Source organism: Georgenia deserti (genome assembly GCF_042680605.1).
Taxonomy (GTDB): domain Bacteria; phylum Actinomycetota; class Actinomycetes; order Actinomycetales; family Actinomycetaceae; genus Allobogoriella; species Allobogoriella deserti.
In genome coordinates this window covers 384,144-398,849 of record NZ_JBHUEE010000001.1, presented here as the reverse complement: position 1 = coordinate 398,849, position 14,706 = coordinate 384,144, and the positions used below count along the sequence as shown (strand labels likewise).

General features: G+C 71.4%; 12 protein-coding genes. 4 read left to right on the top strand and 8 right to left on the bottom strand.

Features of this window, described 5'->3' with window-relative positions; translation table 11 throughout:
• Positions 1-178: 178 nt before the first annotated feature.
• From rpsI to ACFSE6_RS01940, 3 genes are all read right to left on the bottom strand, one after another.
• The gene (gene rpsI, locus ACFSE6_RS01950; protein ID WP_388002012.1) at positions 179-670 is read right to left on the bottom strand and encodes a 30S ribosomal protein S9; all 492 of its coding nucleotides are present in this window, start codon (positions 668-670) and stop codon (positions 179-181) included.
• A 44-nt stretch (positions 671-714) separates the two neighbouring features.
• Positions 715-1,158 carry a 50S ribosomal protein L13 gene (rplM, locus tag ACFSE6_RS01945; protein WP_388002011.1) on the bottom strand — a complete coding sequence of 148 codons (444 nt, stop codon included), beginning with the start codon at positions 1,156-1,158 and terminating at the stop codon, positions 715-717.
• A 233-nt stretch (positions 1,159-1,391) separates the two neighbouring features.
• Positions 1,392-3,071, bottom strand: coding sequence for an ABC-F family ATP-binding cassette domain-containing protein (locus ACFSE6_RS01940; protein WP_388002010.1), 1,680 nt, complete (start codon positions 3,069-3,071; stop codon positions 1,392-1,394).
• A gap of 102 nt (positions 3,072-3,173) precedes the next feature.
• Here ACFSE6_RS01940 and ACFSE6_RS01935 point away from each other — a divergent pair, with 102 nt between their 5' ends.
• From ACFSE6_RS01935 to fdhD, 3 genes are all read left to right on the top strand, one after another.
• Complete coding sequence (locus ACFSE6_RS01935; protein ID WP_388002009.1) at positions 3,174-4,058, top strand: MerR family transcriptional regulator; 885 nt, start codon at positions 3,174-3,176, stop codon at positions 4,056-4,058.
• On the top strand, positions 4,055-4,612 hold the full coding sequence (locus ACFSE6_RS01930) for a hypothetical protein (RefSeq protein WP_388002008.1): 558 nt from the start codon (positions 4,055-4,057) through the stop codon (positions 4,610-4,612). Before ACFSE6_RS01935 ends, ACFSE6_RS01930 begins: the two co-directional genes overlap by 4 nt.
• 251 nt (positions 4,613-4,863) lie before the next feature.
• Positions 4,864-5,715: a formate dehydrogenase accessory sulfurtransferase FdhD gene (fdhD, locus tag ACFSE6_RS01925; protein ID WP_388002007.1), complete on the top strand. Its 852-nt coding sequence runs from the start codon at positions 4,864-4,866 to the stop codon at positions 5,713-5,715.
• Between the two features lie 103 nt (positions 5,716-5,818).
• On the opposite strand, the gene truA is transcribed toward fdhD, so the two are convergent.
• Positions 5,819-6,721, bottom strand: coding sequence for a tRNA pseudouridine(38-40) synthase TruA (gene truA / locus ACFSE6_RS01920; protein ID WP_388002006.1), 903 nt, complete (start codon positions 6,719-6,721; stop codon positions 5,819-5,821).
• A 213-nt stretch (positions 6,722-6,934) separates the two neighbouring features.
• Here truA and fdhA point away from each other — a divergent pair, with 213 nt between their 5' ends.
• Complete coding sequence (gene fdhA / locus ACFSE6_RS01915; protein WP_388002005.1) at positions 6,935-8,152, top strand: formaldehyde dehydrogenase, glutathione-independent; 1,218 nt, start codon at positions 6,935-6,937, stop codon at positions 8,150-8,152.
• Between the two features lie 153 nt (positions 8,153-8,305).
• Here the strand turns inward: fdhA and nrfD are convergent, their stop codons facing one another.
• Genes nrfD through selD form a run of 4 tightly spaced genes read right to left on the bottom strand, consistent with a single transcriptional unit; the run spans position 8,306 to position 14,625 of the window.
• Positions 8,306-9,304 (bottom strand): NrfD/PsrC family molybdoenzyme membrane anchor subunit, encoded by a 999-nt coding sequence (nrfD, locus tag ACFSE6_RS01910; RefSeq protein WP_388002004.1) that lies wholly within the window; start codon positions 9,302-9,304, stop codon positions 8,306-8,308.
• Positions 9,301-10,317, bottom strand: coding sequence for a 4Fe-4S dicluster domain-containing protein (locus tag ACFSE6_RS01905; protein WP_388002003.1), 1,017 nt, complete (start codon positions 10,315-10,317; stop codon positions 9,301-9,303). Before ACFSE6_RS01905 ends, nrfD begins: the two co-directional genes overlap by 4 nt.
• The gene (gene fdh, locus ACFSE6_RS01900; protein ID WP_388002002.1) at positions 10,310-13,606 is read right to left on the bottom strand and encodes a formate dehydrogenase; all 3,297 of its coding nucleotides are present in this window, start codon (positions 13,604-13,606) and stop codon (positions 10,310-10,312) included. The genes ACFSE6_RS01905 and fdh overlap by 8 nt, the downstream gene beginning before the upstream one ends.
• The gene (gene selD, locus ACFSE6_RS01895; RefSeq protein ID WP_465254092.1) at positions 13,606-14,625 is read right to left on the bottom strand and encodes a selenide, water dikinase SelD; all 1,020 of its coding nucleotides are present in this window, start codon (positions 14,623-14,625) and stop codon (positions 13,606-13,608) included. Before selD ends, fdh begins: the two co-directional genes overlap by 1 nt.
• Positions 14,626-14,706 lie beyond the last annotated feature (81 nt).

The following is a 14,706-nucleotide window of genomic DNA, read 5'->3' as shown; positions in this document are numbered from 1 at the left end:
CCTTCGTCAGCGCTGTACCGACCGACGCGCCTCCTCACGCTCCGGCTCCAGCGGGTCCTCGTACCTCGGACCCACACTCCGCCTCGCGTTCGTCAGCGCTGTACCGACCGACGCGCCTCCTCACGCTCCGGCTCCAGCGGGTCCTCGTACCTCGGACCCACACTCCGCCTCGCGTTCGTCAGCGCTTGGAGTACTGGGGTGCCTTACGGGCCTTCTTCAGGCCGGCCTTCTTGCGCTCCACCGCGCGAGCGTCGCGGGTGAGGAACCCGGCCTTCTTGAGGATCGGACGGTTCGACTCGGTGTCGATCTCGTTCAGCGCGCGGGCGATGCCCAGGCGCAGCGCACCGGCCTGGCCGGAGATGCCGCCGCCGTTGATGCGGGCGATCACGTCGAACCGGCCCTCGATGTCGAGCAGGCGGAACGGGTCGTTGACGAGCTGCTGGTGCAGCTTGTTCGGGAAGTACTCCTCCAGCGACCGGCCGTTGATGGTCCAATGGCCGCTGCCCGGGACGAGCCGGACCCGGGCGACGGCCTCCTTGCGGCGGCCGAGGGCCTGACCGGGGGCCGTCAGCGAGCTGCCCTGGCCGGCGGCCGGGGCGTCGGATTCGCTGGTGTAGCTGGTGGGGACGTTCTCGTCCTCGAGGTCGATCTCGGGAGTGGTCTCAGCCACAGTTCTCCTTCAGTCCTGTTCTGGGCCGCAGGCGCACAGTGCGCTTACTGGGCCACCTGGGTGATCTCGAAGGTCTGCGGCTTCTGCGCGTGGTGCGGGTGCTCCGCACCGGCGTAGACCTTCAGCTTGCTGAGCATGCCGCGCCCCAGGGAGTTCTTCGGGAGCATGCCGCGAACGGCCTTCTCCACGGCGCGCTCGGGGCGCTTTTCGAGCAGCTCCTCGTAGGAGGTGGCCTTCAGCCCACCCGGGTAACCGGAGTGGCGGTACGCGATCTTCTTCTCGCGCTTGCTCCCGGTCAGGGCGACCTTGTCAGCGTTGATGACGATGACGAAGTCCCCGTTGTCCACGTGCGGGGCGAAGGTCGGCTTGTGCTTCCCACGGAGCAGGGTCGCGACCTGGGTCGCGAGCCGGCCGAGGACGACGTCGGTCGCGTCGATGACGTACCAGTTCTTCGTGACGTCGCCGGGCTTCGGTGTGTACGTGCGCACGGGCGTAGCCTTCGTTTCTTCAGCGTTCCTGCGGTGCAGCGATGGCCGCGCTGCAACCGATGGTCAGTGTTGCTCGTCGCTCTCGACCGCGCTCGAGAACCGGCGAGTGGGAGGCACCGGCGAGCGCACGCGGGATCGCGCAACGCCACTCAGGGTACCTGGCGCCGGTCCCGCGGGCAAAGGACCGCCGGTGGCCGCGGATCGTGAAACCCGCCACGTCCCTTCGCGCCGACTCACCGGGACCGGACGCCGTCGTCCTCCCAGGCCGGTTCTGGCGTCTCGACGACGGTCCCGTCCGCCCGCACCTGGAGGAAGCGGTCGAAGGACCGGGTGAACCAGCGGTCATGGGTGACTGCGACCACCGTCCCCTCGAAGGTGGTGAGCGCAGACTCCAGCGCCTCGGCCGAGTGCAGGTCGAGGTTATCGGTCGGTTCGTCCAGCAGCAGTAGCGTGGCGCCGGAGAGTTCGAGGAGGAGGATCTGCAGGCGCGCAGCCTGTCCGCCGGAGAGCGTTCCGATTTGTTGCTCCGCGGACCGGGCGAGGCCGTACCGGTCGAGCACCCGCCCGGCCTGCTCACGCCCCATGCCGGGCCGGCCGCCCTCTCCGCGATGCAGCACCTCCAGCAACGTGCGCCCGGTCAGGTCCTCGCGGACGTGCGACTGGGAGAACCAGCCCGGCCGCACCCGCGCACCGAGGCGTGCGAGCCCGGTGTGCGGGACCGGGTCGACAGCTCGCCCGTCAGCCGGTGCGTGCTCCGGCTCGGGGTCACTCCCCCCGGCGGCCAGCAGCCGCAGCAGGTGCGACTTGCCGGTGCCGTTGGCTCCCAGCACGGCGAGGCGTTCGCCGAACCAGACCTCGAGGTCGAACGGCTGAGTCAGACCCTCCAGGGCGAGCCTCTCGCAGACGATCGCCCGCTTCCCGGTCCGTCCGCCCCGCAGCCGCATGTCCACATGCTGCTCGAGGGTCACCGCCTGCGGTGGCCCGGCCTCCTCGAATTTCGCGAGGCGGGTCCGAGCGGCCTGGAGCCGTGCCGCCATGTCCGAGTTGTAGGCGGCCTTCTGCTTGTACATCGCGACGAGCTGCCGGAGCTTGGCGTGCTCCTCGTCCCAGCGACGGCGCAGTTCCTCGAGTCTGCTCATCCGTTCGGCACGGGCCTGCGGGAACGTCGCGAACGATCCGGTGTGCACCCACGCGGTCGACCCCGGGGCTCCCGGTTCGAGCGAGGCGATCTGGGTCGCGGTCCGGGCGAGCAGTTCGCGATCGTGACTGATGAAGAGCACGCCTTTGTCACTGGCCCGCAGCTGATCCTCGAGCCAGCGTTTGGTGGGGACGTCGAGCGAGTTGTCCGGTTCGTCGAGGACGAGCAGCTCAGCGGGTGAGCGCAGCAGCGCGGACAGCACGATGCGTTTGGCCTCTCCGCCGGAGAGTGAGGTGACCGCGCGGTGCTGGGCGCGTTCGTACGGCTGGGCGAGCACGGCGTGAGTGATCTCGTCCCACTCCGCCTCGGCGGCGTACCCACCGACCTCCGCCCAGTCCGCCAGCGCCTGGGCGTACGCCAGCTGGGCGGGCTCGTCGTCGTCGGTCATGACCGCGAGCTCGGCCGTGGCGAGTCGTTCGGCGACCTCGCGCAGCCGCGAGGGTGCGTGCTCGACCAGGAGGTCGCGCACGGAGTGGCCGCCGCGTGTGCGCCCGACGAGCTGGTCCATGACGGCGACGGTGCCACTGCGCGTCACCGCTCCTCGGTGCGGGGTGAGCTCCCCCGTCGCGATGCGCAGCAACGTCGTCTTGCCGGCTCCGTTGGGACCGACGAGTGCCACCCGGTCGCCGTCGCCGACGCGGAGGGAGACATCGGACAACAGCCCTCGCCCGTCGGGAAGGTCGTAGCCGATGCCGGCGAGGTCCAGGTGAGCCACGCCCTCACCTCACCTGGCCACGCCCGGGCGCGTCCATCGGATTTCGGCCGGGCCCGGACTGTGCCCGGGCGGACAATGGGTCCAGGACTTGACTCTGACACCGTGGCAGACGGGAGAACGGACATCGTGTTGTCCATCGGAGCGTTCGCGCAGATCGGTCAGGTCTCCCACCGCATGTTGCGGCACTGGGACGCGGCCGGTCTTCTCGTGCCCGCCCACGTCGACGCCCGCACCGGCTACCGCTCATACGACCCCTCGCAGCTCGCACGCCTGCACCGGATCGTGGCGTTGCGTCAGCTCGGATTCGGTCTCGATGACATCGCCCTCGCGCTGGAGGACGGGATCGGTCCGGACCGGCTGACCGCCCTGCTGCGGGAGCGGCGTGCCGAGGTCGAACGTGAACACGAGCGCGCCGCCGCGCGGCTCGCCGACGTGGAACGGCGGCTCCACCTGATCGAGAAGGAGCGGTCCATGACCCGCATCGACGTCGTCGAGAAACCGTTGCCTGCCGTTCGCCTGGCCGCCCGCAGTGCCGCCGTCTCCGAAGGGTCCGAGTTCGTCGGGGTGGTCGGGGATCTGTTCGACGGCGTCGCCGCGCTCGTCGGGGAGGTCTGCGGCGCCTTGGAGACACCGATCGCGTACTACGAGATGGAAGGCCCCGCCCCGCGTGTCACTGCGGGGTATGAGTACTCCGGCGAGCCCCGTGCCGAGTTCGAGATCGTCGAGCTCCCCGCCGTGGAACGGGCGATCTGCGGGGTGCACCTCGGGCCCGTGGCCGGAATCGGGGCGACGTGGCAGGCGATCCACGCCGAGATCCAGGCCCGCGGACTGCATCCGTCGGGACCGAACCGGGAGCTGTACGTCCGCGCCGAGTCCGATGATCAGCAGGATTGGGTCATCGAGTTGCAGCAGCCGGTGAGCCCGGCACAGCGCCGTCCCGGCTCCGGGATGCGAAGCACTCGGGGACGGGCCAGCCTGGTGCCATGAGCACCGACCACACCGAGCCGACGCCGCAGCCCACCGGTCCCGGCGAGGACCAGTACGTCCCGGACCAGTCCTGGCAGCCGGGCGAGGACGACGAGCTCGTCGACCGTCCCTCGGAGGATGTACTCGACGAGGGCATCACTGCCCCCGACGACGATCCGCTCGCCGGGATGGACCTCACCGAGTCCGGCCAGCGTGAGGGTGAGACGCACGACGACCGGCTCGCTCGTGAGGAGCCGGACGTGTGGGAGGACGAGCCGACCTCCGAGGGGGACCCGGATGCCTCGCCGTACGCGGCGCCGGGGCCGTCGGGTGAGCAGGCTCCCGACGGTGCGACGGACACCGCGGCCGGGCGGATCGTGGCGGAACCGGACGACGACGACCCCACGGATCTGCCCGGTGAGGCGCAGGACGTCTACGGGTCGGACGTCGGGGCCGCCGGCGCGAGGTTCGGCCCCGAGGAGTCGGCCATGGCGATCGAGGACGAGCCCGGCGGGGACGTCGCTATCGACGAGGGCGGCACCGCCGAGCCCGACGAGCCGCGCAGCGGAGGTTGAGGGCGAGGAACGAGCATCTCGGCCGCAGCGCAGCGCGAGGAGGGCGACCATCCCACCCGAGCCCGACGAGCCGCGCAGCGGAGGTTGAGGGCGAGGAACGAGCATCTCGGCCGCAGCGCAGCGCGAGGAGGGCGACCATCCCACCCGAGCCCGACGAGCCGCGCAGCGAAGGTTGAGGGCGAGGAACGAGCATCTCGGCCGCAGCGCAGGCCGAACTCACCTCGGCCGCGCGGAGGGGGCAGGATGGGCCCATGGCCCGTGTGACTCAGCGCCGGCCGGTGCTGCGGCTGTCCCTGGACGCCGAGCCGCGCCGGCGCCCGGACCGGCTCGCCGGCGAGGAACCGCTGGAGATCCGGCTGGAGGGGCGCGCGTGGAGCGTCACGATGCGCACACCCGGCCGCGATTTCGACCTGGTGGCGGGTTTCCTTGTCTCGGAGGGAGTCGTCACCGGCCGCGACGACATCGCCGAGATCGGCTACGGCCCCGGGGTAAACCCGGACGGCACGGCAAGCTTCAACATTGTGGACGTACGGCTCGCCGCGGGCGTGACGCCTCCCGATCCGGCGCGGGCCCGCCAGGTGTACACCTCGAGCTCGTGCGGGGTCTGCGGCACCGCCTCGATCGACGCGGTCCGCCAGACATCCGTTTTCGACGTGGCGGCCGATCCCATGCGGGTTGACCTGCCGGCGCTGCTCGCGATGCCCGACAGGCTCCGGGAGGCACAGCGCACGTTCGACGCCACCGGCGGAACCCACGCGGCCGGGCTCTTCGCCATCGGTCCTGGCGGCCAGAACAGCCGGCGTCCGGACCTGCTCGACGTGGCCGAGGACGTCGGACGGCACAACGCGGTCGACAAGGTGATCGGACGAGCCCTGCGGGACGGGGGCCTGCCGCTGACCGGAACCGTCCTGCAGGTGAGCGGCCGGGCCTCCTTCGAGCTCGTGCAGAAGGCCCGGATGGCGGGGATCCCGGCGCTGGCCGCGGTGAGCGCACCGTCCTCCCTCGCACAGGAGCTCGCTGCCGAGTCGGGCATGCTGCTGGCCGGGTTCAGCCGCGGCCGCAGCGTCAACGTCTACGCGGGCTCCGAGCGCGTTCGCACCTGATCGGGGCGCGGTGGACCGAGCGCCGGTCACCGCGGTTGCAGAATCCGTCGAAAAATCGACGATTCCTGCAACCTCGTTCCGGCGCGGTCTGCGCAGCGCCCCGCTACTCCTCCAGGGTGCGCACCGTCCGTGCGGCCGCCGCCCGCTCCGCGAGCTCCCCGTCCGCCGGGTAGGCCACCTCCTCGAGCGTCAGACCGTGGGCCGGCGCGACGGTCACGGCCGAATCGCGCACCCCTGCCTCGAGCACCTCAGCCGGCCACTCGGGTGATCGACGGCCCTCCCCCACGGCGAGGCACGCTCCGACGAGCGCACGCACCATCGAATGGCAGAACGCGTCGGCGCGGACCTCCGCGATGACGAGACCGGCGTCCGGCGCGAACGGCGGCACGCGGCGCCACTGGAAGTCCAGCAACTCACGAATGGTGGTCGCCCCCTCGCGGGGTTTGCAGTACGCGGCGAAGTCGTGCTCGCCGAGCAGCCCCCACGTGGACTCCTCCATGCCGGCGACGTCGAGATGCCGGGTGATCCGCACGACCTCCCGGCGGCGCAGGGGGTCGACCACTTCGGGACGGTCCGCGATCCGGTAGACGTAGCGGCGCCAGACGGCGGAGAACCGCGCGTCGAAGCCCGCTGGCGCCTCGGTCGCCCGGTGGATGACGACGTCGGAGGCCCCCCGTGGCAGGTGACCGCGGCTGAGCACTCCGGACAGCTTGGTCACCAGCGCTTCACCCGGGCGCCGGTCACTGCGCCCGACGACGCCGTCCCAGGCCGGGCGGGGCAGGTCGACATGGGCGACCTGGCCCCGGGCGTGCACGCCGGCGTCGGTGCGGCCGGCGACGGTCAGCCGCGCCGGTCGGTCGAGCCGCAGCACGGTGGTCAGCGCGTCCTCGACGACACCCTGCACCGTGCGCAGGCCGGGCTGGGTGGCCCAGCCGGCGAAGTCGCTGCCGTCGTACGCCAGGTCGAGCCGGACACGGACCAGGTCGTCGGCCGGGCTGGTGCTCACCCTGCGAGGCTATCGGCTGCCGCCGGGTGCCCTCCTGCCGGATGCATGCCTCATCCACCGCCACGAGCGCGGCGCCGCCCCGTCTCGGCCTGTGCTGTGGAAGCGCGGGCCCGCGCCGCGCCGTTCCCGCTTGCGGACCACCGCCCACGTGGGAACGTGGGATCGCGGGCGACGACGCCCGGCGATCCGACCAGGCAGCAAGGAGGCTCGACGGTGGCCAACAAGGCAGTCAGTTATGCAGGCCCGGGCAAGGTCGAGGTCATCGACACCCCGTACCCGGAGTTCGAACTCAAGGACGGTCCGGGCGTCAATCCGGACAACGTGGGACGACGCGTCGATCACGGCGTCATCCTCAAGACGGTCTCGACCAACATCTGCGGCTCGGACCAGCACATGGTCCGCGGCCGGACTACCGCACCGGAGGGGCTGGTGCTCGGCCACGAGATCACGGGCGAGGTGGTCGAGGTCGGGCGCGACGTGGAGTTCATCAAGCAGGGCGACATCGTCTCGGTCCCGTTCAACATCGCGTGCGGCCGGTGCCGCAACTGCAAGGAACGACAGACCGGGATCTGCCTCAACGTCAACCCCGACCGTCCGGGCTCGGCCTACGGGTACGTCGACATGGGCGGCTGGGTCGGCGGGCAGGCAGAGTACGTGCTGGTCCCGTACGCCGACTGGAACCTGCTGACTTTCCCGGACAAGGACCAGGCGATGGAGAAGATCCTCGACCTGACCATGCTCTCGGACATTTTCCCGACCGGTTTCCACGGCGCCGTGACCGCGGGGGTCGGGGTCGGCTCGACGGTGTACGTGGCCGGTGCCGGCCCGGTCGGACTGGCCGCGGCGACGTCGGCCCACCTGCTGGGCGCCGCCGTCGTCATCGTCGGGGATCTGAATCCGGACAGGCTGGCGCAGGCCAGGAGCTTCGGTTGCGAGACGGTCGACGTCTCCCAGGGCGACCCGAAGGACCAGATCGAGCAGATCCTGGGCACCCCTGAGGTCGACTGCGGCGTCGACGCCGTCGGGTTCGAGGCCCGCGGTCACGGTGGCGAGGCCGCGACCGAGCACCCCGCGACGGTGCTGAACTCGCTCATGGACATCACCCGTGCCGGCGGCGCCCTGGGGATCCCGGGGCTGTATGTCACCGGTGACCCGGGGGCGTCCGACCCGGCCGCGCAGGAGGGCTCGCTGTCCATCCGGATCGGTCTCGGCTGGGCGAAGTCGCACTCGTTCGCCACCGGTCAGTGTCCGGTGATGAAGTATCACCGCGGCCTGATGCAGGCGATCCTGCACGACAAGGTCTCGATCGCGAAGAACGTCAACGCGACCCCGATCTCTCTCGACGAGGCACCGAAGGGCTACGCCGACTTCGACGAGGGTGCAGCCAAGAAGTTCGTCCTCGACCCGCACGGGATGATCACGGCCGCCTGAGGGACGCCTGACCGGCCTACACCTGACCGGCCTACACCTGACCGGCCTACACCTGACCGGAGTGCACCTGAGAGGGAGGACCTGGATCCCGGGAACCGCCGCTTCCTCCCTCTCGGGTACGCGCTCGAGGCCTGGCCCTTCCTGCAGGCGCGGTCAGCCCTCGTAGCGCACCGGCTGACCGCGGCGCAGTCGCTCGCGTTGCGGCACCACGGTGTACTTCGGGTCCTCGGCCGAGGCGATCCCCGCCTCGAAGATGCCGAGCCGGGTGCACGCCGACCCGGCCAGGAGGGCGGCACCGGCTGTGACGGCGGCCACGCGGGAGCGGCCGGCCAGGAGCGAGAGCGCCGCGCCCCCGGCCGTCAGGTACTTCGCCGCCGTCATGAGCTTGCCGGCCTTGCCGTGATGCAGCGGCTCGGCGGTGAGTCCCATCGAGCGCTCCATGCGCTGTTCGGCGGCGACCTCCGCGACGGCGCCACCGACGGCGAGGCGCCGCGCCGGCCCCGCCTGGTCCGCCGGGGCCAGGATCATCGCCGCACCACCCGCGGCGGCTGCGGCCGAGCCGCAGAAGACGAACGGGAGCTCCCGGTAGGACTCGTGCCACGACGGCGTCGCCGTGTCCGCGAGCAACACCGCGGTGTACGCCGCCACCGGCGGTGCAGTCAGCCCGGCGGCCACGCCGGCGGGACGGTCCAGGGCGGCCAGCAGCCGGAACGGTCCGCGCCGCAGGCCGGCCCACCGAGCCACCTCGCTCGCGGCGGCCAGGCCCGCCGGGCCGCCGTAGAGGGACAGGATCCACGTGCCGACGGACATCGGTGACGTGAGCTTCATGGTGCGGAGCATGTTGAGGAACCGCTCCGGCCTGCCGAGGTCGTGGATCAGCGCCACCATCGAGAAGCCGAGCGCTCCGGCCGCGGTCAACCGACCAGCTCGGCGCAGCGCCGGCCGACCGGTCAGGTCGCCGCCGGCGGCGAGCAGCGAGGAGCCCGCGGCAAGCCCCCCGGCGAACATGTACGCCGGGATGTCGACCTCCCACGGCGGCGCCTTGACCACCGGGCGGCCGTAGTAGGTCGTGTACTCGCCGTCGCCACCGCCGGCGGGCTGCGCCCGGCCCTCGTCGCGGCGCCCCGGCGAGGCCGCATGCCTGGCGCTCACCGCCGCCCTCCGAGGAACGCCGCGGCGGCACCGGCGAGCAGCGCCAGGCCGGCCAGCCCTGCACGATTGAACATGGCAGGCAGGTCCCGGGTGGTCACCACCGGGTCCGGTGGCAGCCCGTAGACCTCCGGTTCGTCCAGCAATAGGAAGAACGCCCCGGCACCGCCGACGCCGTCGTCCGGGTCGTGGCCGTACAATTGCGCGCGGTCCTCGCCGCTCGCCTGTACCTCCGCCAGGCGCCGCTCGGCCCGAGCGCGCAGTTCCTCGACGTCGCCGAACTGGATCGAGTCGGTCGGACACGCCTTCGCGCACGCCGGCTCCATGCCGGCGCCGAGCCGGTCGTAGCACAGCGTGCACTTCTGGGCGATGCCCACGTTCGGTGTGCCCTCCGGGCCCTTCCGTCGTTCGATCACGCCGTAGGGGCACGCGGCGACGCAATAGCCGCAGCCGTTGCATACGTCGTCCTGGACGACGACCGTGCCGAACTCGGTCCGGAACAGGGCACCGGTCGGGCACACATCCAGGCACGCGGCGTGCGTGCAGTGCTTGCACACGTCGGAGGACATGAGCCAGCGGAAGTCGGGCGGTTCCTCGGCCGCTCCGGGCCCGGTCAGTGGCGCGGTCATCCGGCCCGCGGCCGCGAGCGCGTCGACGTCCTCGTACCCGGCGCCCGGCGGTGGAGCGGACGGCCCCTGCGGCACCGGTGTGTCGACCGCGGCCTCCTCCGGCGGCCCCATCCCGGGCATCCCGAGGTCGACCCGCCGGGTGGGCTGCTCGACGAACGCGACGTGGCGCCACGTGCTCCCCCCGAGCGCACCGGTGTTGTCGTAGGAGGATCCGAGGAGGTCGAACCCGTCGTCGGGGATGAGGTTCCACTCCTTGCACGCCACCTCGCAGGCCTTGCAGCCGATGCACACGGAGGTGTCGGTGAAGAAGCCCTTCCGGGGCGGCGGGTCGACGTATCCGGCCTCCGTGGCCGGGTCGACCGGTCCGAACAGCCTGTTGCTACTCATCGGTCCCCTCCGTGTCGTCGGCGCCGCTCTCCGATCCGCCCGGACCACCGGCCGGGGCGGCGGTCACGATGGCGCCGCCGCCGTCGTCGATCCCGGCCCGGCGGCGGTACTCGGCGACGTAGGCGCTCAGCGCCGGGCCGCGGGGCCGCCGCCCCGGCCGGACGTCACAGGTGCCGGCCTTGGTCTCCTGGATGAGGACGTTCGGTTCCAGGCTGATTCCGAAGAGGTCGTTGGCCGAGTCCCCGGTCACCAGGCCGCCGCTGCCCCAGTGGTAGGGCAGCCAGACCTGGTGGATCACCCGGCCGTCGATCCGCAGCGGCCGGAGTCGCTCGGTCACCAGCACGCGGCCCTCGACGGCGGACCGGCCGGTGATCACGTGGCACCAGCCCATGTGTTCGAGCTCGCGCTCAGCGGCCAGATCCGGGCTGACCTCGACGAACATGTCCGGCTGCAGCTCGGACAGGTAGGGAAGATAGCGGCTCATGCCGCCAGCGGTGTGGTGCTCGGTCAGCCGGGAGGTCGTGTACACGTACGGGAAGACGTCGCCGGTGTCCGGCCCGGGGTTGAGCGGGTTGTCGTGCCGCTGGTACTCGATCCGGGTGGGGTTGCCCTGCTGGCCGTAGAGCGGGTTGCGCACCCGGGACTCGACCGGTTCGTAGTGCGTCGGCAGCGGGCCGTCCAGCAGCCCCTGCGGCACGAACAGGGCTCCCTTGCCGTCGCCCTGCATGATGAACGGGTCGTCGCCGGCGAGGGCCTCGACACCCTCGGATCCCTCGGGCGAGGTGTAGTCCGGCCGCTTGGTCTTCTCGAAGTCGGGCACGTCGTGTCCGGTCCACGAACCGGATTCCTCGTCCCACCAGATATAGGCCTTGCGCGAGCTCCACGGCCTGCCGTCCGGGTCGGCCGAAGCGCGGTTGTAGAGGATCCTGCGGTTGGCGGGCCACGCCCAGCCCCACTCGGGCGCCACCCAGGACTGGTCCGCGCCCGGCCGGCGGCGGGCCGCCTGGTTGACGCCGTCGGCGAAGACGCCACAGTAGATCCAGCAGCCGCCGACGGTCGACCCGTCGTCCTTGAGCTCGGTGAAGGAGGAGAGCAGCCGCCCGGTCGCGACCTCGTACCCGTTGATCTCCTGCAGGACGGCCTCGGCGCTCGGCTCGTCGTGCCTGCCGTGGGTCGGGTAGTCCCAGGCGAGATCGCGCAGCGGTCGGTCCCGCGCCTCGGTGGAGTCCGCCAGGCGCTCCTTGAGCTTGCGGCCCAGGTGGTAGAAGAACCAGAGCTCGCTGCGGCGGTCGCCGATCGGGTCGACCGCCTTCTCGCGCCACTGCAGCAGCCGCTGGGTCTGGGTGAAGGTGCCTTCCTTCTCCACATGCGAGGCCGCCGGCATGAGGAAGACCTCCGTGCGGCACTCCTCCGGGACGATCTCGCCGGTCGCGACCTCGGGTGCGTCCTTCCAGAACGTCGCGGACTCGATCTCGACCAGGTCGCGGACCACCAGCCAGTCGAGGTTGGCCATCCCGAGCCGCTGGGCACGTCCGTGTGCCGAGCCGACCGCCGGGTTCTGGCCGAGCAGGAAGTATCCCTTGACCTTGCCGTCGATCATGTCGAGCACGCTGCGGTACGTGCCGTGGTCCCCGGTCAGCCGCGGCAGGTGATCGAAGAGGTAGTCGTTCTCCGCGGTGGCCGCCTCGCCGAAGTAGGCCTTGAGCAGGCTGACGGCGTAGGCCGGAGCATTCCCCCAGAACCCTTTCGCCCCGGGGTGACGCAGGGAATCCACCCAGGAATCGAAGTCCGGGTGATCACCCGCGTTCGGCATCGGGAGGTAACCGGGCAGCAAGTTGAACAGGGTCGGGATGTCGGTCGACCCCTGGATGCTGGCGTGCCCCCGCAGCGCGAGGATGCCGCCGCCCGGTCGGCCCATGTTGCCCAGCAGCAGCTGCAGGATGGCGCCGGTGCGGATGTACTGTGCGCCGACGCTGTGCTGGGTCCAGCCGACGGAGTAGACCAGCGCCGTCGTCCGTTCCCGCCCGGAGTTCTCCACCCAGGCCCGGGCCACCTTCTCGAACTCCTCGCGTGGCACACCGCACGTCTCCTCGACCAATTCGGGGGTGTAGCGGGCGAAGTGCCGTTTGAGTACCTGGTAGACGCACCGCGGGTGCTGCAGCGTCAGGTCGCGCTCCTGCTCGCCCGAGACCTGCATGCCGCGGGCCTCGTGCTGCATGGGCTGTGCCGTACTGCGCTGACGGGACTCCTGATGCTGCTCGTCGCCCTCCTCGGCCAGGCTGCCGGCGTACTGCCACGAGTCGGTGTCGTAGGTGCGGGTCTCGGGATCGAACCCGGAGAACAGGCCGTCGAGATCCTCGGGGTCGGCGTAGGCCTCGTCGAGGACGGTCGCCGCGTTCGTGTACGCCAGCACGTACTCGCGGAAGTCGAGCTCGTGCTGGAGCACGTAGTTGATGATCGCGCCGAGGAAGACGATGTCGGTGCCCACCCGCAGCGGCACGAACTGGTGGGCGAGCGCCGAGGTGCGGGTGAAGCGCGGGTCGATGTGGATGATCCGTGCACCGCGCTTCTTGGCCTCCATCACCCACTGGAAGCCCACCGGGTGGGCCTCGGCCATGTTCGACCCCTGGATGATGATGCAGTCCGAGTTGGCGAGATCCTGCTGGAAACCGGTGGCACCGCCCCGGCCGAAGCTGGTTCCCAGACCGGGAACCGTGGAGGAGTGTCAAATGCGTGCCTGGTTCTCCACCTGGATGGCACCCATCGCGGTGAAGAGCTTCTTGATGAGGTAGTTCTCCTCGTTGTCCAGCGTCGCCCCGCCCAGGCTGGCGATGCCGAGGGTGCGCCGGACCCGCTGTCCGTGATCGTCGGTGTCCTGCCAGGTCTCGCCGCGCGTGGCGAGCACCCGGTCGGCGATCATCTCCATCGCCCGCTCGAGCGGGATCTCCTCCCACTCGGTGGCGTACGGACGGCGGTACTTCACGGTGGTGAGGCGGTCCGGGTTGGTCACGAGCGACTTGCTCGCGGAGCCTTTCGGGCACAGGCGTCCGCGCGAGATGGGGCTGTCCGGATCACCTTCGATCTGGGTGACCTGCTCGTCGGAGACGTAGACACGCTGGCCGCATCCGACGGCGCAGTACGGGCACACGCTCTTGGCCACCCGGTCCGCGCTCTGTGTGCGCGCGACCTTGCTGTCGGTGGCGGCCGAGCGGACCGCGGGCCCGCGGCCGAGCGGGTCCTTGCGGGTGAGTTGGCGCAGCACGGGCCAGCCGAGGAACGACGTCGACATCACCGCACCTCGATTCTGCCGCCGTGCCCGTCGGCGGGCGCGCGAAGCTCACCGATCACCGGGTGCCCGGGGATCTGACCGGCCAGCAGGAGGCCGCCGGAGGTCTGGGCGTCGGCGAGGAGGACGAGCTCGTCCTCCTCCACCGCGGAGGTCAGGTGCGGGCGCACCCAGTCGAGGTTGCGGCGGCTCCCCCCGGGAACGAAGCCGGCGGCGAGGGCGGACCGGGCCCCGTCGACGTACGGGACGGCCGCGGCCTCCACGACGGCGTCCACGCCGCTGGCGCGGGCCAGCTTGTGCAGGTGCCCGAGCAGGCCGAACCCGGTGACGTCGGTGGCGCAGGTGATGCCGGCCGCGAGCGCCGCACGCGCGGCCGCCTCGTTGGTCGTGGTCATCACCGCGACGGCCGCGTCGACGACCTCGCCGGTTGCCTTGTGACGATTGTTCAGCACGCCGAGGCCGAGCGGCTTGGTCAGGGTCAGCGGTGTGCCCGCTGCGCCGGCGTCGTTGCGCAGGAGGTGGTCGGGGTCGCCGAGCCCGGTCACGGCCTGCCCGTACTTCGGCTCCGGGTCGTCGATACTGTGACCGCCGCCGACGAGCACCCCGGCGTCGGCGCAGACCTCGGCGCCACCGGCCAGCACCTCGGCGGCGAGCTCCATCGGCAGGGTGGACCGGGGCCAGGACAGCAGGTTGACCGCGACGACGGGCGTGCCACCCATGGCATAGATGTCGGACAGCGCGTTGGTCGCGGCGATCCGGCCCCACGTGCGGGCGTCGTCGACGACCGGGGTGAAGAAGTCCGCGGTGACGAGCACGGCGCGGCCGGCATCGATCCGCACCGCTGCGGCGTCGTCGCCTGTCTCGGTGCCGACCACGAGCCGCTCGGCGGCCGGTGCGGCCGGTCCGGGGAGGCCGGCCATGAGCTGCTCCAGCTCGCCCGGCGGCACCTTGCAGGCGCAGCCGCCGCCCGCGGCGTACTGCGTGAGCCGCGTCGTCGAGGTGGTGGCAGTCACAGTGGTCACACTAAGACGTCTCGAGCGGCTCCCGCGACCCGAGGGACAAGTCGGCGACCACGGCGGTCTCGGCTCGCGCGCACCCCTCCG